The sequence below is a fragment of the Cupriavidus taiwanensis genome (genome assembly GCF_900250075.1).
In the GTDB taxonomy this organism is placed as follows: Bacteria; Pseudomonadota; Gammaproteobacteria; order Burkholderiales; family Burkholderiaceae; genus Cupriavidus; species Cupriavidus taiwanensis_C.
The window spans coordinates 1,919,326-1,943,778 of record NZ_LT977070.1 but is presented as its reverse complement, the minus strand read 5'-3'; the positions used below and the strand labels follow the sequence as shown (position 1 = coordinate 1,943,778).

Here is a 24,453-nt window from a genome sequence, read left to right as displayed (position 1 = left end):
AAGCTAAAAGACCGAAGTCTTTCGCCTCCGCTATCAAGCGCCCACACTTATCGGTTGTTTGTTTGTTAAAGAACTTCGCTCACCGGCTTTGCCGTTCAGCGCGCTGCGTTGTCTGCAGCGAAGGAACGAGACTTTAAAGAAATTTTTTCGATTAAGCAACTGATTTCGAAAAATTCTTTATTGCGCTGCGCGCCCTCTTTCGAGTCAATTATTGCGCGCCGTTCCTTGCCCGTTGCGCGATGCCTTGCGAACGAGGGGGCGAATCTTAATACCGGCGACGTCCGCCTGGCAAGCACTTTTCTTGGAAACAGCATAAGAGCCGGTTGCAGCACTTGATACCGATACCTGCTTGCGGGCAGGCAGCACGCATTCCCGCGCGCCGTATTAGCGCCGCCGGGTTACTGAGGAAACAGTGCCATCTGGCCCGACAACAGCGTTTCGAACTCATCGTCCAGAAAAGGCAGGATCGCGTCGGCGATCGGCTGCAGTTGCCGGCTCACATAGTGGGCATAGTCGATTGGCGCCGAGCGTGCTTCGAGCGGCTCTGGCCCGGCGATGGTCATCACATAGCTGATCCAGCCGCCACGCTGGTACTGGGGTGGCCTGCCGTGGCGCGCGTTAAAGTCGTCGGCAAGGCGCGCGGCGCGCACGTGCGGCGGCACGTTGCGCTGGTACTCGTCAAGCCGGCGCCGCAGCCGCTTGCGGTAGACCAGTTCCTCGTCGAGTTCGCCGGCCAGCGTGCGGCGCACGATGTCGCGCACATAGTCCGCATACGGCTCGCGGTTGAAGACTTTTTCGTAGAGCGTTTGCTGGAAGCGCTGCGCCAGCGGCGACCAGTCGGTGCGCACCGTCTCCAGCCCCTTGAACACCATCTCGCGCGTGCCGTCGGGACGCTCCACCTGGCCGGCATAGCGCTTCTTGCTGCCCAGCTCGGCGCCGCGGATGGTCGGCATCAGGAAGCGCCGGAAGTGCGTCTCGAACTGCAACTCCAGCGCGCTTTCGAGCCCGTAGGTCTGCCACAGATGGTCGCGCCACCAGTCGTTGACGTAGGCCACCAGGCTGCGCCCGATCTGCGCGGCGTCGGCTTCGGTGCGGGCGCGGCGCAGCCAGACGAAGGTCGAGTCGGTATCGCCGTAGATCACCTCGTAGCCGCGCGCCTCGATCAGCGCCCGGGTCTGCCGCATGATCTCGTGCCCGCGCATGGTGATCGACGATGCCAGCCGCGCATCGAAGAAGCGGCAGCCGCTGGAGCCGAGCACGCCGTAGAACGCGTTCATGATGATCTTGAGGGCCTGCGCCAGCGGTTTGTTGCCATCGCGCTTGGCGGCCTCGCGGCCCTGCCACACCCGTGCCACGATGGCCGGCAGGCAGTGTCTGGTCCGCGAAAAGCGCGCCCCGCGGAAGCCCGGCACCGCATCGGCGTCGTCCGGATGCGCCAGGCCTTCGACCAGGCCAACCGGATCGATCAGGAAGGTGCGGATGATCGACGGGTAGAGGCTCTTGTAGTCCAGCACCAGCACGGATTCATACAACCCTGGGCGCGAGTCCATGACGAAGCCACCCGGGCTGGCCTCGGGCGCTTTCTCGCCGAGGTTGGGCGCGACCAGACCCTGGCGGTGCATCAGCGGCATGTACAGGTGCGTGAACGCCGCCACCGAGCCGCCGCTGCGGTCGGCCGGCAAGCCCGTGACCGTGGCACGCTCGAGCAGGAACCGCAGCAACTCGGTCTTCTCGAAGATCCGCGTCACCAGCTCGCAGTCGCGCAGGTTGTAGCGCGCCAGTGCCGGCTTGTCATGGGCGAACATGCGGTCGATCGCGTCCATGCGGTCGTACGGATTGTCGATGGCCTTGCCTTCGCCGAGCAGCGCCTGCGCCACCCCGTCGAGGCTGAAGGACGGAAAACTCCAGGTGGCGGAGCGCAGCGCCTCGATGCCGTCGATGATCAGGCGCCCCGGCGCGCTGGCGAAGAAGTGCTGCTGCGCATTGTGCTCGCGCCATTCCATTTCCGTGCCGCCGCGCCCCAGCCGCAGCGGCACCTGGAACCGGCGCGCCTGCTCCTGCAACACGCGCAGGTCGAACTGCACCAGGTTCCAGCCAATGATCGCATCGGGATCGTGGTCGGCCATCCACTGGTTCAGGCGGTGCAGCAATTCGGGCCTGGTGGCGCAGTAGGTCAGCGCGAAATCGACGTCGACCGGCGCTTGCGGCGCCGGCCCCAGCACGTAGACCTGGCGCTGGCCGCAGCCTTCGAGCGCGATCGAATAGAGCTCGCCCGCCGCGCTGGTTTCGATATCGAGCGACACCAGGCGCAGCGCCGGCCGGTAGTCGGCCGACGGCTTCATCTGCGCGTTGCGCAGCACGCCGGCGCCATCCGGCTCGCCGTCGAACCACACCGGCGCGGTGATGAAGCGCTCCATCAGGTAGCGCTCCGGCGGGCGGATATCGGCTTCATACACGTCCACGCCGGCATCGCGCAGTGTCCTGGCCAACTGGATCAGCTGCCGGTGCTGGGCGCAGTACAGTCCCAGCACCGGCCTGCGCTGGAAATCGCGCAGCGCCAGCGGGCGCAGTTCGACCGCGCGCTCGCGCGACAGCAGTGCCTCGGCACGCTCGCGCTGCACCTGCGGCACAAAGGCAACCGATGGCTGCAGCGCCAGCCGTAGCCGGCGCGGCCCGTCATCCGTCGCCAGCCAGAATTCCACTTCGGTCCCGTCTGGCGTATCACGCCAGTGACGGGTCAGGATGAAGCCTTGCTGAAGTGCCACGTTGCAGAAACAGGAATGGAAATTCGCGCGATGCCCGCGTACGCAAGCCGACCGCTACGCCGCGCACCCGCTGGGTCGACCGCGCGCTGCATCAACCAGGCGCTGCGCCCCGCCTTGCCGCCTCGATCGTGGCAATGTCGATCTTGCGCATCGTCATCATCGCGTCGAACGCGCGCTTGGCCGCGGCGCGGTCCGGGTCGGTGATCGCCGCCAGCAGCGCACGCGGCGTGATCTGCCATGACAGGCCCCAGCGGTCCTTGCACCAGCCGCACTCGCTTTCCTGGCCGCCGTTGCTGACGATGGCATCCCACAGCCGGTCAGTCTCGGCCTGGTCGTCGGTCGCGATCTGGAACGAGAAGGCCTCGCTGTGCTTGAAGTGCGGGCCCCCGTTCAAGCCCACACACGGGATGCCGGCGACGGTGAACTCGACCGTCAGCACATCGCCCTCCTTGCCGTCCGGATAGTCGCCCGGCGCGCGCATCACCGCGCCGACGGCGCTGTCGGGAAAGGTCTTGGCATAGAAATTCGCCGCTTCCAACGCATCGCGGTCGTACCACAGGCAGATCGTGTTCTTGCCAGGCATGTTGCGTCTCCTTGTAGACACGGCGCCGGGAATCCGGCGCCGGGTGGGCGATGGGCCAGCGTGCCGTTGCGACCGGCGCCGTTGGCCGGGACTCCAATGTCTCACACTCCGGAGGGCAATGCAGGCCGTGGCGGCGCCACATGGACTGGAAGCCTGATGGCATGCTGCGCCCGAAGCACGCCGGCTTCGCTAGCCTTTGGCCGCGCGGACGAAGGCGTCGCGGGCGGTGATGCGCCCGACGTAGTCCTGGATGCAGCGGCTTTCGCGGATGCGGGGCGCACCGAACTGTCCCGCCCACGCCAGCGACGCGCCGAGGTAGACGTCGGCGGCGCTGAAGCTGTCGCCGAGCACGAAGGGACCTGGTGACAGGGCTTTTTCGATGGCGTCGATGACTTCGTCATAGTCGCCCCAGCCGACGGTCTGCTTGGGCAGCGGCGCCTGGGCACGCATCATGCGGTCAGTCAGCGCGGGCTCGAAGCAGCTGCCGCAGAAGAACAGCCACCGCAGCACCGTGCCGCGCGCGGACGAGCCCGGCGGCGGCATCAGCCCCGCGTCCGGATAGGCATCGGCGAGCCACGCGATGATCGCGCCGTTCTCGGTCAGCACGGTGCCGTCATCCAGCACCAGCGTGGGAATCTTGCCCATCGGATTGATCGCCAGGAAAGCCGGCGCCCGGCTTTCCCCCTTGGCGATATCGAGGTGCTGCAACGCGTAGTCGGCGCCAACCTCCTCCAGCATCCAGCGCGCCACCGACGCGCGGCTCTGGGGGTTGTAGTAAAGCGTCATGGTCATACCGTCCTCCCGGCCTCGGCCCAATGGATTCGAGGCAGCAGGATAGCACCGACCCGGCGCCGTCAGTCGCTGAAAGCGAGCAGTTGCGCGCCTTCGGCAACCTGCTCGCCGATGCCGTAGAGCACTTCGCTGACGACACCGTCGGCGGGGGCGCAGATGGTGTGCTCCATCTTCATCGCCTCCATCACCAGCAGCGGCGCGCCGCGCGCGACCGCGTTGCCGGCCTCGACCATCACTGCGATGACCTTGCCCGGCATCGGCGCGGTCAGCTTGCCGCCCTCGCCTTCGGCCTCGCCGGCATGGGCGAGCGGATCGAGCCAGGCCAGCGTGGCGTGGCGGCCGCCATGGAAGACGTGGAATTCGTCGCCATCCAGGTGAACCTGCCCGTGCGCGCGCCGCGTGCCGAGGTTGACGCGGATATCGTCGGCCTGGCAGGTATAGGCAAAGGGCGCGGCCTGGTCGGCGTAGATCAGGGTGCTGCCACGCGCATTGCTGTCCAGCTTCACGTCGAGCACCTGCTCGCCATAGCCGAAACGCAGCCTGCGCGACACGCCGCCGTTCAGCCGCCACGCGCCGGCGTGGGTCCACGGCGAGTGCTGGTCGGCGGCGTCGATGCGGCGCTGCTGGTTTTCGCGCGCCAGCAGCGCGGCCACCGCCAGCGCGATCAGCTCCATGCCGACCGGCGCGGGCGGCGGGAACAGGACCGCCTCGTTGCGCGCGATCAGGCCGGTGTCGAGATCGGCGGTGCGGAACGCCTCCGACTTGACCAGCCGCTGCAGGAACGCCACGTTGGTCGACAGACCGACCACGTGATAGGCCGCCAGCGCCTGGCGCATGCGCGCCAGCGCCTCGTCGCGGTCCTTGCCCCAGACGATCAGCTTGGCGATCATCGGGTCGTAGAACGGGCTGATGGTGTCGCCCTCGCGCACGCCGGCGTCGATGCGCACGCCGGCCGGGCCGTGGGCATCCTCGCCACGCATGAACTGCACCGCCGGCGGCGTGCGCAGGAAGCGCAGCGTGCCGGTGGACGGCAGGAACTGCTTGTCGGGATTCTCGGCGTAGATGCGTGCTTCCAGCGCATGGCCGTCGATGCGCAGTTGCTCCTGCGTCAGCGGCAGCGGCTCACCGGCGGCGACGCGCAGCTGCCATTCGACCAGGTCCTGGCCGGTGATCATCTCGGTCACCGGGTGTTCGNTCGCCACGCATGAACTGCACCGCCGGCGGCGTGCGCAGGAAGCGCAGCGTGCCGGTGGACGGCAGGAACTGCTTGTCGGGATTCTCGGCGTAGATGCGTGCTTCCAGCGCATGGCCGTCGATGCGCAGTTGCTCCTGCGCCAGCGGCAGCGGCTCACCGGCGGCGACGCGCAGCTGCCATTCGACCAGGTCCTGGCCGGTGATCATCTCGGTCACCGGGTGTTCGACCTGCAGGCGGGTGTTCATCTCCATGAAGTAGAACGAGCCGTCCTCGCCGTTGGAATAATCGGCGATGAACTCCACCGTGCCGGCGCCGACGTAGCCAACCGCCTTGGCCGCGGCCACCGCCGCCTCGCCCATGGCGCGGCGGCGCTCCTCGGTCATGCCGGGCGCCGGCGCTTCCTCCAGCACCTTCTGGTGGCGGCGCTGCACCGAGCAGTCGCGCTCGAACAGGTAGACGCAGTTGCCGTGGGTATCGGCAAACACCTGGATCTCGATATGGCGCGGACGGGTCAGGTACTTCTCCACCAGCACCTTGTCGTCGCCGAAGCTGGCGCTGGCCTCGCGCTTGACCGACGCCAGCGCGGCCTCGAAGCCGTCGCCGGACTCGACCACGCGCATGCCCTTGCCGCCGCCGCCCGCGCTGGCCTTGAGCAGCACCGGGTAGCCGATGCGGTCGGCCTCGCGGCGCAGCAGCGCCGGGTCCTGGTCCTCGCCGTGGTAGCCCGGCACCAGCGGCACCGCCGCCTTCTCCATCAGCTGCTTGGCCGCGCTCTTGCTGCCCATCGCATGGATGGCAGAGGCCGGCGGGCCGATGAAGACCAGCCCCGCCGCGGCGCAGGCCTCGGCGAAGGCTTCGTTCTCGGACAGGAAGCCGTAGCCCGGGTGGATGGCCTGGGCGCCGGTCTCCTTCGCCATCTCGATGATGTGGTCGGCGCGCAGGTAGCTGTCGCGCGCGGCGGCGCCGCCGATATGCACGGCCTCGTCGCAGAAGGCGACGTGGCGCGCGTCGGCATCGGCATCGGAATACACCGCGACGGTGCGGATGCCCAGCCGGCGGCAGGTGGCGGCCACGCGGCAGGCGATTTCTCCGCGGTTGGCGATCAGGATCTTGTTGAACATTGAGCTTCCTAGTCGTTGTGGCATGCCACGATTACATGCGGAACACGCCGAACTTCATCTCGTCGATCGGCGCATTGAGGCTGGCCGACAGGCCCAGCCCCAGCACCGTGCGCGTCTGCGCGGGATCGATCACGCCGTCGTCCCACAGTCGCGCGCTGGCGTAGTACGGGTGCCCCTGGTGCTCGTACTGGTCGCGGATCGGCTGCTTGAAGGCGTCTTCCTCCTGCGCGCTCCACTGGCCGCCCTTCGCTTCGATGCCATCGCGGCGCACCGTCGCCAGCACGCTCGCGGCCTGCTCGCCGCCCATCACCGAGATGCGCGCGTTCGGCCACATCCACAAAAAGCGCGGCGAATACGCGCGCCCGCACATGCCGTAGTTGCCGGCACCGAACGAGCCGCCGATGATCACCGTGAACTTGGGCACCTGCGCCGTAGCCACCGCGGTCACCATCTTGGCGCCGTTGCGCGCGATGCCCTCGTTCTCGTACTTGCGCCCGACCATGAAGCCGGTGATGTTCTGCAGGAACACCAGCGGGATCTTGCGCTGGCAGCACAGCTCGATAAAGTGCGCGCCCTTGAGCGCCGACTCCGAGAACAGGATGCCGTTGTTGGCAACGATCCCCACCGGATAGCCCCAGATGCGGGCGAAGCCGCACACCAGCGTGGTGCCGTAGCGGGCCTTGAACTCGTCGAACTCGGAGCCGTCGACCAGGCGCGCGATCACCTCGCGCACGTCATACGGCTTGCGCGTATCGGTCGGGATCACGCCATACAGCTCTTCCACCGGGTACAGCGGCTCGACCGGCTCGTGCAGGCGGATCTGGTCCGGCTTGCGCCGGTTCAGGTGCTGCACGATATTGCGCGCCAGGCTCAGCGCGTGATGGTCGTTCTGCGCGAAATAGTCGGCCACGCCGGACAGCCGCGTATGCACGTCGGCGCCGCCCAGGTCCTCGGCGCTGACTTCCTCGCCGGTGGCGGCCTTCACCAGCGGCGGGCCGCCCAGGAAGATGGTGCCCTGGTTCTTGACGATGATCGACTCGTCGCTCATCGCCGGCACATAGGCGCCGCCCGCGGTGCACGAGCCCATCACCACCGCGATCTGCAGGATGCCGCGCTTGGACAGGTTGGCCTGGTTGTAGAAGATGCGGCCGAAGTGGTCGCGGTCGGGGAAGACCTCGTCCTGGTTGGGCAGGTTGGCGCCGCCCGAATCGACCAGGTAGATGCACGGCAGGTGGTTCTCCTCGGCGATCTCCTGCGCCCGCACATGCTTCTTGACCGTCATCGGGTAATACGTGCCGCCCTTGACGGTGGCGTCGTTGCAGACGATCACGCATTCCTGCCCGGCCACGCGGCCGATGCCGGTGATGATGCCGGCGCCGGGCGCGGCATCGTCGTACATGTCGTACGCGGCCAGCTGCGACAGCTCCAGGAACGGCGTGCCGGGATCGAGCAGCTGCTGCACGCGTTCGCGCGGCAGCAGCTTGCCGCGCGCCAGGTGCTTGTCGCGCGCGGCCGCGCCGCCGCCTTCGGCCAGCTTCGCGATCTTTTCCTGCAGGTCGGCAACCAGTGCCTGCATTGCCTGCGCGTTGGTCCTGAACGACTCGGAGCGGGCGTTCAGCTTGGTTTCAATTACCGCCATAGGGGCCTCGGGCAGTCGGTTATCGGTTGTGTAGGGTTAATCTCTCGGATCCGGCGCTCAGGCCGTCCTGGATTCATCGAGGTTCAGTTCACGCACCATCTGGTCGCGCATCACGAACTTCTGCACCTTGCCGGTCACGGTCAGCGGCATCTCGTCGACAAAGCGGATGTAGCGCGGAATCTTGTAGTGCGCGATCTGGTCGCGGCAGAACGCGCGGATCTCGTCTTCGGTGGCGCTCTCGCCCGGCTTCAGCACGATCCACGCGCACACCTCCTCGCCATATTTGGGATCGGGCACGCCGAACACCTGCACGGCCTGGACCTTGGGATGGCGGAACAGGAATTCCTCGATCTCGCGCGGATAGATGTTCTCGCCGCCGCGGATCAGCATGTCCTTCACGCGGCCGACGATATTGCAGTAGCCCTCTTCGTCGATGGTGGCCAGGTCGCCGGTGTGCATCCAGCCGTCGCGGATGGCTTCGGCGGTGCGGGCCTCGTCGTCCCAGTAGCCCAGCATCACCGAATAGCCGCGCGTGCACAGCTCGCCCTTCTCGCCCACCGGCACGGTCGCGCCGGTGGCATCGACGATCTTGACTTCCAGGTGCGGCTGGACCCGGCCCACCGTGGTGGTGCGCTTGTCGAGCGGATCGGTGGTGCTGCTCTGGAACGACACCGGGCTGGTCTCGGTCATGCCGTAGGCGATGGTCACCTCGGACATGTTCATCTGCGCCACCACGCGCTTCATGGTCTCGATCGGGCATGGCGAGCCGGCCATGATGCCGGTGCGCAGCGAGGAGAAGTCGTAGTCGGCGAAACGCGGATGGTCCAGCTGCGCGATAAACATGGTCGGCACGCCATGCAGCGCGGTGCAGCGCTCTTCGCTGACCGCGCGCATGGTGGCCTCGGGATCGAAGGCTTCGCCCGGGAACACCATCGCCGCGCCGGTCGAGACGCATGCCAGCACCGACAGCACCATGCCGAAGCAGTGGTAGAACGGCACCGGGATGCACAGCTTGTCCTGCTCCGAGAAGCGCATCGCCATGGCGATAAAGCGCGCGTTGTTGACGATATTGCGATGCGTGAGCGTGGCGCCCTTGGGCGCACCGGTGGTGCCGCTGGTGAACTGCACGTTGATCGGGTCATGGCGGTCGAGCTGCGCCGTGATGCGGTCGAGCTCCGCCCGCGCCACGCCGGCGCCGCGCGCCAGCACCTCGGCATAGCGGATCATGCCCGGAGTCTCGCCCTCGCCCATGCGGATCACCCAGCGCAGCGACGGCAGCCGCGCGGCCTGCAGCGCGCCCGGCGCGCTGGTGGCCAGCTCCGGCGCCAGTGCCTGCAGCATCTCGAGGTAGCGCGAGGTCTTGAAGGCCTCGGCGGCAACGATGGCCTTGACGCCAACCTTGTTCAGCGCGTATTCCAGCTCCGCCAGCCGGTATGCCGGATTGATGTTGACCAGCACCAGGCCCAGCCGGGCGGTGGCGAACTGCGTCACCAGCCACTCCACCCGGTTCGGCGCCCAGATGCCGACGCGATCGCCCCGGGCCAGGCCGAGCGCGTGCAGCCCGGCCGCCAGCGCATCGATGGTTTCGGCAAACTCGCGCCAGTTCCAGCGCACGCCCTGCTCGCGAAAGACCACGGCCTCGCGTTCCGGGAACGCTGCCACGGTCTGCGCCAGCAGCGCCGGCACGGTCTGCTCGGACAGCGCAATGCTGGTGTCGCCTCGGACGTGCGACAGCCCGCCGATCGGCAGAATGGTGGGAAGCGGCTCTCCCTGCATCTTCATCGTTGTCTCCAAAGCGCGTCGGTTTCGACTTGAGTTGAGCGCAACTCAAGATCACGAATATCGCCGGGGTGATTCGCCCAGTCCGGGTTAACCCCGTGAAGCTGCTGGCCGTGCTGCCGGATGGTCATTCGACTTCCGGTCTCGTCACAGCGGAATGACGAAAAGGTATACGGGCCGGCCCGAAAATTCAACATTAATTTGAGGCTTACTCAACTTCTCGTGAAATGGAGTACGATGTGACGGCATTGCGCGGCAACCGCCTGGTCCGCGCTGCCGCAGTTCCGCGCCCACAATCGGGATGCGGCCTATCATTCGCGCTTTCGCCTGCCGGGAACCGCCACCATGGAAGACAACGCCGCCACCCGCCGGATCCCGTCCGGCGCCAGGGCGGAACAACGCATCCGCGACATCCTGCGCGTCAGCCGCGAGGTGTTCGCCGAACTGGGCTACGACAAGACCACCACCACCGAGATAGCCCAGCGCCTGGGCGTGTCGGAGGCGACGGTGTTCACGTACTTCCAGAGCAAGCGCAAGCTGTGCGTGCGGGTCATCGAGGACTGGTACGACGAAATCATCGACGCGGTCGAGCGCGGCATGCCGCGCGACCAGAGCACCAGGGACCAGCTGGCGTTCTACGTGAAGACGCACCTGCGCCTGTTTCTGATCCAGGGCACCGGGCTGTGCGCGCTGGTGCTGTCCGAAGGACGGGCCAAGGGGCCGGACCTCGGGCAGGAGTTCGTGCCGCTGCAGCGCCGCTATACGGCGCCGCTGATGGAACTGCTGGCGCGCGGCCGCGAACATGGCGAGATTCGCGCCGACCTGCCGCTGAGCCTGTTGCGCTCTGCCATCCTGGGGCCGATGGAGCATATCTTGTGGGATGCCATCGCGCGCGAGCGCGAGGTCGATATCGACAAGACCGCCGCGGGCATGGTGGCCCTGCTGTGGCCCGCGCTGCAGCCGGCGAATATCGAGCTGGAAGCGCTGCGCGCGTTCCATGGCGAAGTCGGTGCGGCGTTGCGCAAGCTGGACGGCGCCTGACCCCGCCCCCCCGGCCAAACCGGCGATTTCCTTGTACGCTGGAGGAGGCATCGACCCAGCACGGAGATTGCGACATGGCCGTCCAGCTTAACCACACCATCGTCTTCTCTCACGACAAGCAGGCCGCCGCGGACTTCCTGTGCGAGGTCCTGGGCCGCCCCCCGGCCGAGCCGTTCGGGCCCTTCCTCGGCGTGGCGCTGGACAACGGCGTGACCCTCGACTTCATGGACGCGGAAGGCGAGATCGCCATGCAGCACTATGCCTTCCTGGTCAGCGACGCCGAGTTCGACCACGGTTTTGCCCGGATCCGCGCGCACCGGCTCACGTACTGGGCCGACCCTTACCGGCGCCGCCCCGGCGAGGTCAATACCGATGACGGCGGCCGGCGCATCTATTTCGAGGATCCCAGCAAGCACTTCCTCGAAATCTTCACCAGGGGCTGAAGCCCGCGCGGCCTTGCCGTGCCTTTGGCGCGACCACGGCAGGCGCAGCCTGTGCCGCCCTGCCTTGGTTGATGCGGTTGCGCCTCATAGAATGAAATGGCCTGGTTTCCGCCGCATCCAAGGACCATGCAGACCGCCGCCTATCCCTACCAGCCCGTGCGCGAGCGGCGCACGCTGACCTGCTTCCTGCTGGCCCTGCTCATGCACCTGCTGCTGGGGGCCCTGCTGTACTACGGCGTGCGCTGGCGCAACGCCGTGCCCACCGGCGTCGCGGCGGAACTGTGGGAGCCCGCCCCCGAAGCCATCGCGCCAGAGCCTGCCGTCAAGCCGGCGCCGGTGCCGCAGCCCGTCGAGGAAGAGGACGCCGATATCTCGCTGCAGGAAAAGCAGCGCAAGGCCAGGCAGGCCGAGCGCGAGGCCGAGCAGGCGCGGCAGCGTGAAAACCAGGCCCGCGCCGAAGCGGCACGCAAGGATGCGCAACGCAAGGCCGCGGAGGCGCAGCGCCAGGCCAGCAATGCCGAGCGCAAGGCCGAACTGGCGCGCCTGCGCGCGCAGGCGGGCGGCGCCGGCGCCACGGCCAACACCGGGGGCGGTTCCGGCTCGTCGGCCAGGCCGTCCTCGGGCTATGCCGAGCGCGTGCGCCAGCGGGTCAAGCCCAACATCATCTTCGACGAGGATGTCGCCGGCAATCCGGCGGCGGTGGTCGCCGTGCACATGGCGCCCGATGGCTCGCTGCTGTCGACGCGGCTTGCCAGGTCCAGCGGCAATGCCGGCTGGGACAACGCGGTGCTGCGCGCGGTGCAGCGCTCCGATCCGCTGCCGCGCGACAGCAACGGCGTGGCGCCGTCCAATATCCTGATCACGTTCTGGCCCAAGGATGAAGGCGGCTAGGCCGTCGCCGCCCACAGGCGCCCCCGCAACCGGCAGCGGGCGTTATCGCGCCAACCGCGACCCGATAGAACAAAATTCCAATAATTCGCTCTCTACAGGAATGGCATTACAATTCCAGCCTGCCTGGAAGGACAAATCGCATGCCTGTGCTACCGCCGGTCCATATCATGAACAGACAAGAACAAGCCGACGAAGCCCGCCATGACGACCGCCTTCCCCGCTACTGCCTCCCCGCTTGCCGCCGCCCGCCCGGCCGGCGCCCCGCTCGACCGGCTGGCGCTCGACCTCGCCGACATCTTCAGCAACAGCGCGCGCCTGGTTGCCAGCCACATCGCGCAGCACCTGCCCGATACCGAAACGCTGCTGGCGGCGTTGCCGCCGGGGGCCTTGCTGGGCTCAGCCGACACCTATACCCGGCACCTGGTCTACGGCGATCCGCTGGAACGCTTCTCGGCCATGGTGCTGGTCTGGCGCCCGGGCCAGGCCAGCCCGGTGCATGGCCACCGCACCTGGTGCGCCTACCGCGTGCTGCGCGGCACGCTGACCGAGCAGCATTACCGGTGGGATCCCGCCAGCCGGCACGCGCACCATGCCAATACCGTCACGCGCAGCGCGGGCGATACCTTCAGCGTGCCGGGCGGCCTGCAGCATATCCACGCGCTCGGCAACACCAGCGACGAGATCGCGGTTTCCCTGCATCTATACGGGGTCAGCCGCGACCATATTGCGACCGGCGTGAACCTGCTGGTCCCCGCCGACGCCTAGCTGACCCGCTCCGCGCCTGGTGCGGGCGCGCCCTTTCCACCTGACCGCCACGCACCATGGACCGCTACGACAAACAGATCCTCGCCCTGCTGCAGGAAGACGCCACCCTGCCGGTGGCGGAAATCGGCGAGCGGGTCGGACTGAGCTCGACCCCATGCTGGCGCCGCATCCAGAAGCTGGAGGAAGCCGGCCTGATCCGCAAGCGCGTGGCGCTGCTCGACGCCGCCAAGCTCAATGCCGGCGTCACGGTGTTCGTCTCCGTCCGCACCAGCCAGCACAACGTGAAATGGCTCAAGCAGTTCCACGGAGTGGTGTCGTCGATCCCGGAAGTGACCGAGTTCTATCGCATGGCGGGCGACACCGACTACCTGCTGCGCGTGGTGGTGCCGGATATCGCCGCCTACGACCGCGTCTACAAGAACCTGATCCAGGGCGCCGAGCTGGCCGATGTCAGTTCCAGCTTCGCGATGGAGCAGATCAAGTACACCACCGCGCTGCCGCTGGACTATGCATGAGGCGGCACTTGGCCGGCCGTAGCGCGGCGGCCGGTGCGGAATTTCTCGCAATTTCCGCCATGGCAGCGGCTTCTGCCGCGCTTTTCGGCCCATCCTGTTGCAAATACCACGCATTCCGGCAGACTAGCCGCCACGCATTCCGGGCCCGGAACCTGCTGCGACGCAGCAATGGCTGTAGAATATGCGGCCCCTATTCAAACGGCCGCGGCCAACGGTTATCCGCCCCGCCCCCGCCGAACCCCACGCGAGCCTTGACAGCAGGTTGGAATTACGCGCGCCCTCGTGCGCACTGCCGTCGACACGCGATGCACGAAGGAAACAGCAGTCAATGACAAGTGGCGCACAACGAACGGCAGCCAAAACACGAGCAGCAGCAGTCAAGGACAACGGCCAGGCCAGCCCGGCCGCGGCACACACTGATCCGACGGCCGAAGCCGCCGCGCGCAGCCAGCAGCTGCGCGCGCTGATCCAGCTGGGCAGGCAGCGCGGCTACCTGACGCACGCGGACATCAGCGACCACCTGCCCGAGAACTTCACGGATACGGCCGCGATGGAAAGCATCGTCGGCACCTTCGCCGAGATGGGCGTGAAGATCTACGAGCAGACCCCGGATGCCGAGACCCTGCTGCTGAGCGACGGCCCGGTGGTGGCCTCCGACGAGCAGGCCGAAGAGGAAGCCGAGGTGGCGCTGGCCACCGTCGATTCCGAGTTCGGCCGCACCACCGACCCGGTACGCATGTACATGCGCGAAATGAGCTCGGCCACGCTGCTGACGCGCAAGCAGGAAGTCGAGATCGCCAAGCGCATCGAGGAAGGCCTGAACAACATGGTCCACGCGATCTCGGCGTGCCCGTTCACCGTCGCCGCCATCCTCGAGCTGTCGGCCAAGGTCGCCGCCAACGAGATCGGCATCGACGACGTGGTGGACGGGCTCAGCGACGAGACCATCGCCGAGCCGGCCGCCGCCGCGGATGACGCCGACGACAGCAGCCTCGACAGCACCGACGAGTCCGACGAAGACGACGACGACAGCGCCGATGAAGGCAGCAGCGGCCAGCAGAGCGCCGAGGCCGACCTGGCGCGGCTGCGCGACGAATGCATGAAGCGCTTCGCGCGCGTCGCCGAGCAGTTCGAGCGCATGCGCGCCGAAAGCGAAGCCGGCCGCGCCGCCGCCCCGGCCTTTGCCGCCGCGCGCGACGCGGTGCGCGAAGAGCTGCGCACGATCCGCTTTACCGCCCGCACCATCGAGCGCCTGTGCGCCAACGTCCAGGGCATGGTCGACGAGGTGCGCGCGATCGAGCGCCAGGTGGTGCAGCTGCTGGTCGAGCGCTGCGGCATGGAGCGCGAGGATGTCATCGCGCGCTTCCCCGGCAACGAGACCAACCTGGCCTGGGGCCAGGGCCTGGCCGCCGAAGGTCGCCCCTACAGCGCCGCGGTCGCGCGTGCGCTGCCGGACCTGGAAGCGCACCAGCAGAAGCTGATCGACATCCAGTCCCGCGCGGCGCTGTCGCTGGCCGAGCTGAAGTCGGTCAACCGCAAGATGCTGGCGGCCGAGCGCCAGATGCGCCAGGCCAAGCACGAGATGACGCAGGCCAACCTGCGCCTGGTGATCTCGATCGCGAAGAAATACACCAACCGCGGCATGCAGTTCCTGGACCTGATCCAGGAAGGCAACATCGGCCTGATGAAGGCGGTCGACAAGTTCGAATACCGCCGCGGTTGGAAATTCTCCACCTACGCCACCTGGTGGGTGCGCCAGGCGGTCACGCGCGCCATCGCCGACCAGGCCCGCACCATCCGCGTGCCGGTGCACATGATCGAGCAGATCAATAAGCTCAACCGCCTGTCGCGCGAAATCATGCAGCAGACCGGCAAGGAACCCGATCCGGCGGTGCTGGCCGAGCGCCTCGACATGACCGAGGACAAGGTGCGCTCGATCATGAAGATCGCCAAGGAACCGGTGTCGATGGAGACGCCGGTAGGCGAGGACGGCGACACCAGCCTGGGCGACATGATCGCCGACTCGGACACCGCCACGCCCGCCGATGCCGCGCTGCAGGCCGGCCTGCGCGCGGTGGTGCGCGAGATGCTCGACGAACTCTCGCCGCGCGAAGCCAAGGTGCTGCGCATGCGCTTCGGCATCGACATGTCGACCGACTACACGCTGGAAGAAGTCGGCAAGCAGTTCGACGTTACGCGCGAGCGCATCCGCCAGATCGAAAGCAAGGCGATGAAGAAGCTGCGGCATCCCAGCCGCGCGGACCAGTTGATCACCTATCTGCGCGACGCCTGAGCGGTCCTCCGCATCCGCGCACAGAGGAGTGTTATCCATGCCTGACCCGAACCTCTCTTTCTTTGGCAGGCTCTCGCTTGCCATGGGCACCTTCTTCGCGATCCTTGGCAACCGCGAGCTGGCCGCCGGCATCAAGCGCCTGCGCGCAGGCGAGCCCGCCGCGCAGGCGGCCGCGGCCCCGGTGGCGGCACCCGCCCCGGCGCCGGTTGCCGAGCCTGCGCCGGCGCTGAAGGAAGCCAGTCCGGTGGCCGCGCTGCAATTGCTCGGACTGCTGCAGCGCGATGCCCGCTTCGTCGACTTCGTCGAGGAAGACATCGCGCGCTATGCCGACGCCGAGATTGGCGCCGCCGCGCGCCTGGTGCACGATGGCTGCCGGGCGGTGCTGCGCGAGCATTTCACCATCCGCCCGGTGCGCGAGGAAGCCGAGGGCACCCGCGTGACGCTGGCCGACGGCTTCGACGCCAGCGCGATCCGCCTGACCGGCAACGTGGTGGGCACCGCACCCTTCCACGGCGCCATCAGCCATCGCGGCTGGAAGGTCGAAGACGTGCGCCTGCCGCGCCTGGCCGAGCGCCACGACGCCAGCGTGATCGCCCCCGCCGAGGTGGAGCTATGAGCGAGGCCCGCTATGCAATCGGCATCGACCTGGGCACCACCCACAGCGCGGTCTCCTACGTCGACCTGGCCGCCAGCGATGGCGAGAAGACCAGCCAGCGCGTGCTGCCGGTCACGCAGCTGACCGCGCCCGGCGCGGTCGAGGACCTCGACCTGCTGCCCTCGTTCCTGTACCTGCCGCATGAAAGCGAACTGGCGCCGGGCGACCTGAACCTGCCCTGGAGCACCACGCGCGACTTCGCGGTCGGCGAGATGGCGCGCAGCCGTGGCGCGGGCACGCCGATCCGGCTGGTGTCCAGCGCCAAGAGCTGGCTGTGCCATCCCGGGGTCGACCGCCGCGCGGCGATCCTGCCCGCCGACGCGCCGCCCGAAGTGCCGCGCGTATCGCCGCTGGAGGCTTCGGTGCGCTACCTGACGCACCTGCGCGAAGCGTGGGACCAGGCCCATCCCGACGCGCCGTTCGGCGAGCAGGACATCACCGTGACGATCCCCGCGTCGTTCGATCCTGCCGCGCGCGAACTCACCGCCGAGGCCGCCGCGGCGGCCGGCTATGCCCGCATGACCCTGCTCGAGGAGCCGCAGGCCGCGCTCTACAGCTGGATCCAGAAAAGCGCCGGCCAATGGCGCAAGCAGGTCAAGGTGGGCGACATCATCCTGGTGGTGGATGTCGGCGGCGGTACCACCGACCTGTCGCTGATTGCGGTGATCGAGCGTGACGGCAACCTGGAACTGCACCGCATCGCGGTCGGCGACCATATCCTGCTGGGCGGCGACAACATGGACCTGGCGCTGGCGCACGTGGTCGCGCGCAAGCTGGCGGCGCAGGGCACGCAGGCCGACCCGTGGCAACTGCGCGCGCTGACCTACGCCTGCCGCGCCGCCAAGGAAACGCTGCTGACCGACCCGGCCACCGACAGCGTGCCGCTGGTCGTGCCCAGCCGCGGCGCGAAGCTGATCGGCGGCTCGATCCGCACCGAGCTGACCCGCGCCGAACTGACCCAGACCATCCTCGAAGGGTTCTTCCCGCAAGTCGCCGCCTCGGCGCGCCCGGTCACCCGGGCCCGTGCCGGCCTGACGCAGCTGGGCCTGCCCTACGCGCAGGACGCGGCCATCACGCGCCACCTGGCGGCGTTCCTGGGCCGGCAAGCAGGCGCGCTGGCCGAGATCGAAGGCCTTCAGGCCGCGCAGCCGGAAGGCGCCAGCTTCCTGCGCCCCACCGCCGTGCTGTTCAACGGCGGCGTGTTCAAGTCGGGCCTGCTGGTCGAACGCATCCTGCAGACGCTCAACGGCTGGCTCGCTGCCGAGGGCGCGGCCCCGGCGCGACTGCTCGATGGTGCCGAACTGGACCTGGCGGTGGCGCGCGGCGCCGCCTATTACGGCTATGTGCGGCGCGGCAAGGGCGTGCGCATCCGCGGCGGCACCGCACGCGCCTACTACGTCGCGGTGGAATCGTCGATGCCCGCCGTGCCGGGCTTCGAGCCGCCGGTCCAGGCGCTGTGCGTGGCCCCGTTCGGCATGGAAGAAGGCACCGAGGCCGAGCTGCCGCCGCAGGAATTCGGCCTGGTGGTGGGCGAACCGGTGCATTTCCGCTTCTTCGGCTCATCCGTGCGGCGCCAGGACCAGGTCGGCACCCTGCTCGACTTCTGGGGGCCGGAGGAACTGCAGGAACTGGAAGAAATCCAGGCGACGCTGCCCGCCGAAGGCCGCACCGCCGGCGAAGTGGTGCCGGTCAGGCTGCATGCGCGCGTGACCGAGGCCGGCACGCTGGAGCTCGAGGCGGTGCCGCGTGGCAGCGGCGAACGCTGGAAGGTGCAATTCGACGTGCGCGGCAACGCCGATGCCTGAAGCCGCGGCAGCGGCGATGAAGCAGTCGATGAAGCAATACATCGTCGGCATCGACCTTGGCACCAGCAACACGGTGGTGGCCTACGCCAGGGCCGGCTCCGACGATATCCGCGTGTTCGACATCGACCAGCTGGTCGCGCCGGGCGAGGTCGCGGCCCGCCCCCTGCTGCCGTCGGTGCGCTACCACGCGGCCCCGGGCGAGCTCAATGGCGATGACCTGCAGCTGCCCTGGCAATCGGCCGCCAGCGCGGCCGCGCGCCGCACCGTGTTCGGCCGCCTGGCGGCGACGCTGGGCGCGCAGGTGCCGGGCCGGCTGGTGGCCAGCGCCAAGAGCTGGCTGTCGCATGCCTCGGTCGACCGCACCGCGCCGATCCTGCCCTGGGGCGGCGAGGAGGATCTCGACAAGATTTCGCCGGTGGTCGCCAGCGCCAGCTATCTCGGCTACGTCTGCGCGGCCTGGAATCACCGCTTCCCCGAGGCGCCGCTCGAACAGCAGGACGTGGTGCTGACCGTGCCGGCCTCGTTCGACGAGGGCGCGCGCGCGCTGACGCTGGAAGCCGCGCGCCTGGCGGGCCTGCCCGCGCTGCGGCTGCTGGAAGAGCCGCAGGCCGCGCTCTACGACTGGCTGTTCCACCATCGCCACACGCTGGAGCAGGACCTCGCGCAAACCCGGCTGGTGCTGATCTGCGACGTCGGCGGCGGCACCACCGACCTCACGCTGATCCGCGTGGCGATGCAGGACGGGCAGCCGCAGCTGACCCGTATCGGCGTGGGCAACCATCTGATGCTCGGCGGCGACAACATGGACCTGGGGCTGGCGCATCAGGTCGAAGCGCGCCTGGGCAAGGCAGAGCCGGCGCAGCCGCGCCTGTCGGCCGCGAGCCTGTCGCAGCTGGTGGCGCGCTGCCGCGCCGCCAAGGAACAACTGCTGGGCGCGGACGCGCCCGATGCCGTCAACGTGACGCTGCTGGGCGCGGGTTCCCGGCTGGTCGGCGGCGCGCGCTCGGTGCAGTTGACGCGGCAGGAAGTCGAGCAGCTGGTGGTCGACGGCTTTTTCCCCAACGTGCCGGCCAGCGAACGTCCCCGGCGCGCGCGCGGCGCCATCGTCGAGTTCGGACTGCCCTATGCCGCCGATCCCGCCGTGACCCGCCACGTCGCCGCCTTCCTCGGCCAGCACGCGGCGCAGGCCCGTGCCGCGCTCGGCATGGAGGATGCGCCGGTCGATGCCCTGCCGGTGCCCGACACCCTGCTGCTCAACGGCGGCGTGTTCCGCGCGCAGGCGCTGGCCGACCGCATCGCCGACACGCTCGGCGGCTGGCGCGGCGCGCCGCTGCAGGTGCTGCACAACGCCGATCCCGACATTGCCGTGGCGCGCGGCGCGGTCGCGTATGCGCGCGCACGCGCCGGCCAGGCACCGCGCATCGGCGGCGGCTCGGCGCGCAGCTATTTCCTGGTGCTCGACGACGGCGCCACCGGCCAGCAAGGGATCTGCCTGCTGCCGCGCGGCACCGAGGAAGGCCACGAAATCCACCTCAGCGACCGCACCTTCGCCTTGCGGCTGGGCCACCCGGTGCAGTTCCACCTGGTGTCATCGGTGGCCGAGACGCCCTACCGGGCCGGCGCGCTGACCGACCTGTCCGGCGGCGACTTCGTGCGCCTGCCGCCGATCGCCACCGTGGTGCCGACGCGCGGCGCCGGCGGCCCGCGCGAAACGCCGGTGCAGATCACCACGTCGCTGACCGAAGTCGGCACGCTCGAAGTCCACTGCATCAACACCGGCGATGCCGCGCAGCGCTGGCGCCTGGAGTTCCAGTTGCGCGGCAACGACGCCGCGCCGGCGCCGCCGGCGCCAACGGCCCATCCGTCTCTGCCGCAGGCATTGGAGTTGATCGACCGCACCTTCGGCGCGCGCTCGCAGGAGGTCGGGCCGAAGGAGGTCAAGCGCCTGCGTGCGCAGCTGGAGCAGATCCTGGGTGCGCGCGAGCAGTGGGACAGCACGCTGCTGCGCGAGCTGTTCGGCGCCTTGTGGGAACGCGCCAGGCGCCGCCGCCGCACCGCGGACCATGAGCGCCTGTGGCTGAACCTGGCGGGCTATTGCGTGCGCCCCGGCTTTGGCTACCCGCTCGACGAATGGCGCGTCGCGCAGCTGTGGTCGCAGTACGACCACGGCATCCAGTACGTCAACGAAAGCCAGAACTGGTCGGAATGGTGGACGCTGTGGCGGCGCGCCGCCGGCGGGCTTGACGAAAGCGCGCAGCTGCGCCTGCTGGAAGACATGGCCTTCTACCTGCAGCCGCCGGGCAGCGCGCACTTCAAGAAGCCGGCCGGGCCCACCCGTGGCGGCTATGCCGACATGGTCCGGCTGGCCGGCTCGCTCGAGCGCCTGCCGGTCGACGCCAAGACCGAGCTGGCCGGCTGGCTGCTGACCCGGCTGCGCAAACCCTCCGAGAACAACCAGGGCTGGTGGGCGGTGGGCCGCATCGGCGCCCGCATGCCGTTCTACGGCAGCGCCCACAGCGTGGTGCCGGCCGACACCGCCGGCCAGTGGCTGGACGCCATCCTGGCGCTCGACTGGAAAAAGGTCGAGCCGGCCGCGTTCGCCGCGGTGCAGATCGCACGCATGACCGGCGACCGCACCCGCGACCTGCCCGACGAGTTGCGCGCGAACGTGGTGCGCCGGCTGGAGGCCGCCAACGCGCCGCCGGGCTGGATCGCGATGGTGCGCGAGGTAGTCGAACTCGACGCCGCGGACGAGGGACGGGTCTTCGGCGAGGCGTTGCCGGCCGGACTCAAGCTGATCGCGGGCTAGCCCGCCCGGGGCGCCGAGCGCCCGCAAGCGCCTCGTTTGCCACTTGCCGGCGCCGGGGCAAGCGATGACCTACGATGACGGTAGGTTCCCCGGGGGTCCCATCGTGCAGCCGTTCGCCCGTCATCCCTCTATCGTCTTGCTCGCCTTGCTCGCCTTGCTCGCCGTTGCCGCCATGGCATCGGCCGGATTGTGCCGCGCGGCCGACGACGCACGGCAGAAGCAGCGCGCGGAGATGGTCAGCGAGATTGCGGCGATCGACGCCGGCGCCGGCGTGCCCAACCGCAGCCACGGCATCGCCCCCGGCGTGATGGCCGTGATGGGTCAGGTGCCCCGCCATGAGTTCGTGCCGGACCCGCAGAAACCGCACGCCTACGAAAACCGGCCGCTGCCGATCGGCCATGGCCAGACCATTTCGCAGCCGTATATCGTGGCGCTGATGACCGATCTGCTGCGGGTCCAGCCGGGCGACAGCGTGCTCGAGATCGGCACCGGCTCCGGCTACCAGGCCGCGGTGCTGAGCAAGCTGGCGCGCGCGGTCTATACCATCGAGATCATCGAGCCGCTCGGGCGCCAGGCCTGCGAGCGCCTGCAGCGGCTGGCCTACCGGCAGGTGGCGTGCAAGGTGGGCGACGGCTACTACGGCTGGGACGAGCATGCCCCCTATGACGCCATCGTCGTCACCGCCGCGGCCAGCCACGTGCCGCCGCCGCTGATCCGGCAGCTCAAGCCGGGCGGGCGCATGGTGATCCCGGTGGGCGCGCAGTTCCTGACGCAGTACCTGCTGCTGGTCGAAAAGTCCGCGGACGGCAGCGTCAGCACCCGGCAGATCCTGCCGGTGCGCTTCGTGCCGCTGGTCGGCAAGCACTGAGGCGCGGCACCCGGCGGGACACCCCACGCGATGAACGCGATGCCACGCCCGCCGCTGTTTGCCCTGGCCCTGCTCTCGGCCGCCGCGCTGGGTTATGAAATCCTGCTGATGCGGCTGCTTTCGATCATCCTGTGGCATCACTTCGCCTACATGATGATCAGCGTGGCGCTGCTCGGCTACGGCGCCGCGGGGGCGCTGGTGGCACTGGCGCAGCCGGGGCTGGTGCGGCATTTCGTGCCGGTGTTTGCCGGCGGCGCGCTGCTGTTCGGCATCAGCGCCCTGGCCTGCTTCGAGCTGGCGCAGCGCGTCGGCTTCAACCCGCTGGAAATCCTGTGGGAACCGACGCAGCCGCTGCGCCTGGTGGCGATCTACCTGCTGCTGTTCGTGCCCTTCCTGTGCGCGGCGACCAGCGTGTGCCTGGCCTTTGCCCGCTTCCCGCTGCAGGTACCCCGGCTCTACAGCTTCGACATCCTCGGCGCCGGGCTGGGTAGCCTGGGCATCATCGCCGCGCTGTTCATGCTGGCCCCCATCGACGCCCTGCGCCTGGTCAGCATGACGGGCATGGCGGCCGCGGCGCTGGCCTGCATGGAATGCCGCTGGCATCGCCCGTGGCTGCCGGCGCTGCTGCTGGCGGCGGCAGCCTTACCCGCGGCCATCCCGGGCAGCTGGATGGCGTTGCGGCCGTCGGATTACAAGGAATTGAGCCAGCTGCTGCGCATCGGCGACGCGCGCGTGGTGGCGCAGCACTCCAGTCCGCTGGGGCTGATCACGGTAGTCGAGAGTCCGGCGATTCCGCTGCGCCATGCGCCCGGGCTCAGCCTGAATGCCACCGCGGAACCGCCGCCGCAGCTTGCCGTGTTGACCGACGGCGACGGCCTGAGCGCGCTCAACCGCTACGACGGCCGGCGCGAGCCGCTGGCCTACCTGGGCGACCTGACCTCTGCGCTGCCGTATCACCTGCTGCAGGCGCCGCCACGCGTGCTGGTGCTGGGCAGCGGTGCCGGCGCCGACGTGCTGCAGGCGCTCTACCACGGCGCCAGCGCGGTCGATGCGGTCGAGCTGAACCCGCAGGTGATCGGGCTGGTGCAGGAGCGATTCGGCGCGTTCTCGGGCAAGCCGTACAGCGCGGCGGGCGTGCAGGTGCATGTCGGCGAGGCGCGCGGCTTCCTGGCCGCCAGCCGGCAGCGCTACGACCTGATCCAGGTGGCGCTGCTGGATTCCTTCAGCACCTCGTCGGCGGGCCTGTATGCGCTCTCCGAAAGCTACCTCTATACCGTGGAAGCGTTCGAGGCCTACCTGCGCCACCTGCGGCCCGGCGGCCTGCTGGCGATCACGCGCTGGGTCTCGCTGCCGCCGCGCGATATCCCGAAACTGTTCGCCACCGCCGTGGCGGCGATGGCGCGCGCGGGCGTGCCCGATCCGTCGCGCCGGCTGGTGCTGCTGCGCGGCTGGAAGACGGCCACGCTGGTGGTCAAGCACGGCGACTTCCAGCCCGCGGAAATCGGCGCATTGCTCGACTTCGGCCGCACGCGCTCGTTCGACGTCGAATACCATCCCGGCATCCGGCCCGGCGCGGCCAACCGCTACAACGTGCTCGACCAGCCAGACTTCTACGCCGCCGCGCAGGCGCTGCTCGGCCCCGACCGCGAGCGCTTCCTGGCGCGCTACAAGTTCGACGTGCGGCCCGCCACCGACGACCGGCCCTACTTCTTCCACTTCTTCAAATGGCGCACGCTGCCGGAGCTGATCTCGCTGAAGGCGCAGGGCGGGCTGCCCTTGCTGGACTGGGGCTATCCGGTGCTGGTGGCGACGCTGCTGCAGGCCACGGCCGCGGCGTTGTTGCTGATCGGCGTGCCGCTGCGCGTGCTGCGGCGGCGCGCGCCAGCGTCATCGGTGCCGCTGGTGCCAGTAGCGCGCACTGGCTTCTACTTTGTCGCGGTCGGCCTTGGCTTCATGTTCGTCGAGATCGCCTTTATCCAGAAATTCATCCTGTTCCTGAGCCATCCGCTCTATGCCGTGGCGGTGGTGCTGTGCGCGTTCCTGTGCTTTGCCGGGCTGGGCAGCCGCTTTGCCCCGCGCCTGCCGGCGCGCGCCGGGCCCGGGCGCGGCCGGCGCCAGGTGGCGCTGGCAATCGGCGGCGTGTGTGCCGTGGCGATGCTCTACCTGGTGGCGCTGCCTGAGGTGTTCCCGCTGCTGATTGCCTGGCCGGATCCCGCCCGGGTCGCCGTTGCGGTGGCACTGATCGCGCCGCTGGCCTTCCTGATGGGGATGCCGTTCCCGCTCGGGCTGTCCGGCCTCGCCGCGCGCGACGACAAGCTGGTGCCGTGGGCCTGGGGCATCAACGCCTGCGCCTCGGTGGTGGCGGCGGTGCTGGCCACGCTGCTGGCGATCCACGCGGGCTTTACCGTGGTGGTGCTGGTGGCGCTGCTGCTGTATGCCGCCGCCGCGCTGGCGTGCCCCTGAGGCTTGCGTGGTGCTGCCGGGCCCGCGACCC

Annotated in this window: 16 protein-coding genes and 2 pseudogenes; 11 read left to right on the top strand and 7 right to left on the bottom strand. The window is 68.9% G+C overall.

Annotated features, from left to right (window positions below):
* Nucleotides 1-398: 398 nt before the first annotated feature.
* The 7 genes and pseudogenes from CBM2588_RS09000 to CBM2588_RS08970 all read right to left on the bottom strand — a co-directional run bounded on the left by CBM2588_RS09000 (nucleotide 399) and on the right by CBM2588_RS08970 (nucleotide 9,877).
* The gene (locus CBM2588_RS09000; protein WP_115680244.1) at nucleotides 399-2,765 is read right to left on the bottom strand and encodes a DNA polymerase II; all 2,367 of its coding nucleotides are present in this window, start codon (nucleotides 2,763-2,765) and stop codon (nucleotides 399-401) included.
* Between the two features lie 91 nt (nucleotides 2,766-2,856).
* Nucleotides 2,857-3,348 carry a VOC family protein gene (locus tag CBM2588_RS08995; protein ID WP_018003732.1) on the bottom strand — a complete coding sequence of 164 codons (492 nt, stop codon included), beginning with the start codon at nucleotides 3,346-3,348 and terminating at the stop codon, nucleotides 2,857-2,859.
* A gap of 189 nt (nucleotides 3,349-3,537) precedes the next feature.
* Nucleotides 3,538-4,140, bottom strand: coding sequence for a glutathione S-transferase family protein (locus CBM2588_RS08990; RefSeq protein WP_115680243.1), 603 nt, complete (start codon nucleotides 4,138-4,140; stop codon nucleotides 3,538-3,540).
* 62 nt (nucleotides 4,141-4,202) lie between these two features.
* A pseudogene (locus tag CBM2588_RS08985) lies at nucleotides 4,203-5,333 on the bottom strand (biotin/lipoyl-containing protein); the annotation flags it as partial.
* Nucleotides 5,334-6,456: pseudogene (locus tag CBM2588_RS08980) on the bottom strand (acetyl-CoA carboxylase biotin carboxylase subunit); the annotation flags it as partial. It abuts the pseudogene before it with no gap.
* A gap of 31 nt (nucleotides 6,457-6,487) precedes the next feature.
* Complete coding sequence (locus CBM2588_RS08975) at nucleotides 6,488-8,095, bottom strand: carboxyl transferase domain-containing protein (RefSeq protein WP_115680242.1); 1,608 nt, start codon at nucleotides 8,093-8,095, stop codon at nucleotides 6,488-6,490.
* A 57-nt stretch (nucleotides 8,096-8,152) separates the two neighbouring features.
* A complete protein-coding gene (locus CBM2588_RS08970; RefSeq protein ID WP_115680241.1) occupies nucleotides 8,153-9,877 on the bottom strand; it encodes an AMP-binding protein in 1,725 nt (574 codons plus the stop codon).
* Between the two features lie 342 nt (nucleotides 9,878-10,219).
* On the opposite strand from CBM2588_RS08970, the gene CBM2588_RS08965 reads away from it, so the two are divergent.
* From CBM2588_RS08965 to CBM2588_RS08915, 11 genes are all read left to right on the top strand, one after another.
* Nucleotides 10,220-10,915: a TetR/AcrR family transcriptional regulator gene (locus CBM2588_RS08965; protein ID WP_115680240.1), complete on the top strand. Its 696-nt coding sequence runs from the start codon at nucleotides 10,220-10,222 to the stop codon at nucleotides 10,913-10,915.
* A gap of 74 nt (nucleotides 10,916-10,989) precedes the next feature.
* Complete coding sequence (locus CBM2588_RS08960; protein WP_115680239.1) at nucleotides 10,990-11,358, top strand: VOC family protein; 369 nt, start codon at nucleotides 10,990-10,992, stop codon at nucleotides 11,356-11,358.
* Between the two features lie 126 nt (nucleotides 11,359-11,484).
* Nucleotides 11,485-12,249, top strand: coding sequence for a cell envelope integrity protein TolA (gene tolA, locus CBM2588_RS08955; protein ID WP_115680238.1), 765 nt, complete (start codon nucleotides 11,485-11,487; stop codon nucleotides 12,247-12,249).
* 201 nt (nucleotides 12,250-12,450) lie between these two features.
* Nucleotides 12,451-13,014: a cysteine dioxygenase family protein gene (locus CBM2588_RS08950; RefSeq protein WP_115680237.1), complete on the top strand. Its 564-nt coding sequence runs from the start codon at nucleotides 12,451-12,453 to the stop codon at nucleotides 13,012-13,014.
* Nucleotides 13,015-13,070: 56 nt separating this feature from the next.
* The gene (locus CBM2588_RS08945; protein ID WP_115680236.1) at nucleotides 13,071-13,529 is read left to right on the top strand and encodes an Lrp/AsnC family transcriptional regulator; all 459 of its coding nucleotides are present in this window, start codon (nucleotides 13,071-13,073) and stop codon (nucleotides 13,527-13,529) included.
* Nucleotides 13,530-13,857: 328 nt separating this feature from the next.
* Nucleotides 13,858-15,822, top strand: coding sequence for an RNA polymerase sigma factor RpoD (rpoD, locus tag CBM2588_RS08940; RefSeq protein ID WP_115680235.1), 1,965 nt, complete (start codon nucleotides 13,858-13,860; stop codon nucleotides 15,820-15,822).
* Between the two features lie 37 nt (nucleotides 15,823-15,859).
* Entirely contained in the window at nucleotides 15,860-16,438 is a 579-nt protein-coding gene (locus CBM2588_RS08935) for a DUF2760 domain-containing protein (RefSeq protein WP_115680234.1), read from the top strand.
* On the top strand, nucleotides 16,435-18,282 hold the full coding sequence (locus tag CBM2588_RS08930) for an Hsp70 family protein (protein ID WP_115680233.1): 1,848 nt from the start codon (nucleotides 16,435-16,437) through the stop codon (nucleotides 18,280-18,282). The genes CBM2588_RS08935 and CBM2588_RS08930 overlap by 4 nt, the downstream gene beginning before the upstream one ends.
* A gap of 28 nt (nucleotides 18,283-18,310) precedes the next feature.
* Complete coding sequence (locus tag CBM2588_RS08925) at nucleotides 18,311-21,091, top strand: Hsp70 family protein (RefSeq protein ID WP_115681445.1); 2,781 nt, start codon at nucleotides 18,311-18,313, stop codon at nucleotides 21,089-21,091.
* 64 nt (nucleotides 21,092-21,155) lie between these two features.
* Nucleotides 21,156-21,959 carry a protein-L-isoaspartate(D-aspartate) O-methyltransferase gene (locus CBM2588_RS08920; RefSeq protein ID WP_115680232.1) on the top strand — a complete coding sequence of 268 codons (804 nt, stop codon included), beginning with the start codon at nucleotides 21,156-21,158 and terminating at the stop codon, nucleotides 21,957-21,959.
* A gap of 39 nt (nucleotides 21,960-21,998) precedes the next feature.
* The gene (locus tag CBM2588_RS08915; RefSeq protein WP_115681444.1) at nucleotides 21,999-24,422 is read left to right on the top strand and encodes an SAM-dependent methyltransferase; all 2,424 of its coding nucleotides are present in this window, start codon (nucleotides 21,999-22,001) and stop codon (nucleotides 24,420-24,422) included.
* Nucleotides 24,423-24,453: the final 31 nt, after the last annotated feature.

Excerpts from the sequence above, each read along its gene's own strand:
- CBM2588_RS08995 (WP_018003732.1), bottom strand. The coding sequence starts at position 3,348 with ATGCCTGGCAAGAACACGATCTGCCTGTGGTACGACCGCGATGCGTTG.
- CBM2588_RS08945 (WP_115680236.1), top strand. The coding sequence starts at position 13,071 with ATGGACCGCTACGACAAACAGATCCTCGCCCTGCTGCAGGAAGACGCC.
- CBM2588_RS08930 (WP_115680233.1), top strand. The coding sequence starts at position 16,435 with ATGAGCGAGGCCCGCTATGCAATCGGCATCGACCTGGGCACCACCCAC.
- CBM2588_RS08970 (WP_115680241.1), bottom strand. The coding sequence starts at position 9,877 with ATGAAGATGCAGGGAGAGCCGCTTCCCACCATTCTGCCGATCGGCGGG.
- CBM2588_RS08915 (WP_115681444.1), top strand. The coding sequence starts at position 21,999 with ATGCCACGCCCGCCGCTGTTTGCCCTGGCCCTGCTCTCGGCCGCCGCG.
- CBM2588_RS08975 (WP_115680242.1), bottom strand. The coding sequence starts at position 8,095 with ATGGCGGTAATTGAAACCAAGCTGAACGCCCGCTCCGAGTCGTTCAGG.
- tolA (WP_115680238.1), top strand. The coding sequence starts at position 11,485 with ATGCAGACCGCCGCCTATCCCTACCAGCCCGTGCGCGAGCGGCGCACG.
- CBM2588_RS08950 (WP_115680237.1), top strand. The coding sequence starts at position 12,451 with ATGACGACCGCCTTCCCCGCTACTGCCTCCCCGCTTGCCGCCGCCCGC.
- CBM2588_RS08990 (WP_115680243.1), bottom strand. The coding sequence starts at position 4,140 with ATGACCATGACGCTTTACTACAACCCCCAGAGCCGCGCGTCGGTGGCG.
- CBM2588_RS08965 (WP_115680240.1), top strand. The coding sequence starts at position 10,220 with ATGGAAGACAACGCCGCCACCCGCCGGATCCCGTCCGGCGCCAGGGCG.
- CBM2588_RS08960 (WP_115680239.1), top strand. The coding sequence starts at position 10,990 with ATGGCCGTCCAGCTTAACCACACCATCGTCTTCTCTCACGACAAGCAG.
- CBM2588_RS08935 (WP_115680234.1), top strand. The coding sequence starts at position 15,860 with ATGCCTGACCCGAACCTCTCTTTCTTTGGCAGGCTCTCGCTTGCCATG.
- rpoD (WP_115680235.1), top strand. The coding sequence starts at position 13,858 with ATGACAAGTGGCGCACAACGAACGGCAGCCAAAACACGAGCAGCAGCA.
- CBM2588_RS08920 (WP_115680232.1), top strand. The coding sequence starts at position 21,156 with ATGACCTACGATGACGGTAGGTTCCCCGGGGGTCCCATCGTGCAGCCG.
- CBM2588_RS08925 (WP_115681445.1), top strand. The coding sequence starts at position 18,311 with ATGAAGCAATACATCGTCGGCATCGACCTTGGCACCAGCAACACGGTG.